General features: G+C 67.7%; 1 protein-coding gene. It reads left to right on the top strand.

Going from position 1 to position 282, the window contains the following annotated elements; genetic code table 11:
* The coding region (locus ACWGTI_RS32895) for a hypothetical protein (protein ID WP_454590710.1) at positions 1-272 on the top strand (272 nt) is incomplete at its 5' end.
* Positions 273-282: the final 10 nt, after the last annotated feature.

Here is a 282-nt window from a genome sequence, read left to right as displayed (position 1 = left end):
GTGCCCAGCGCCTCAAGCTGTTCACGCCAGTCTCGCCTGGCCGGTTTGAAGTCGCGGATACCCTGCGTCATCAAGAGCCCCTTGATGCGGCTCGAATGCTGGCCGCGTTCGTTAACAAGGCGAGCCCGTTCCCGGCTGCGACGGCGATCGTTCTCCTGCTCGAGGCTTGGCACTCGCACTATCCGGCAGACCCTCGGCTCGCCGCGTTCCAGCGCCATCAGCGTGCGCAGCAGCGCCGCCGCATCGAGGCGATCCGTCTTGGCCCGGCGTGACCGGCGGTCG

It is taken from the genome of Mesorhizobium sp. ArgA1 (assembly GCF_053714375.1).
This window is presented reverse-complemented; position numbering and strand designations above follow the sequence as displayed.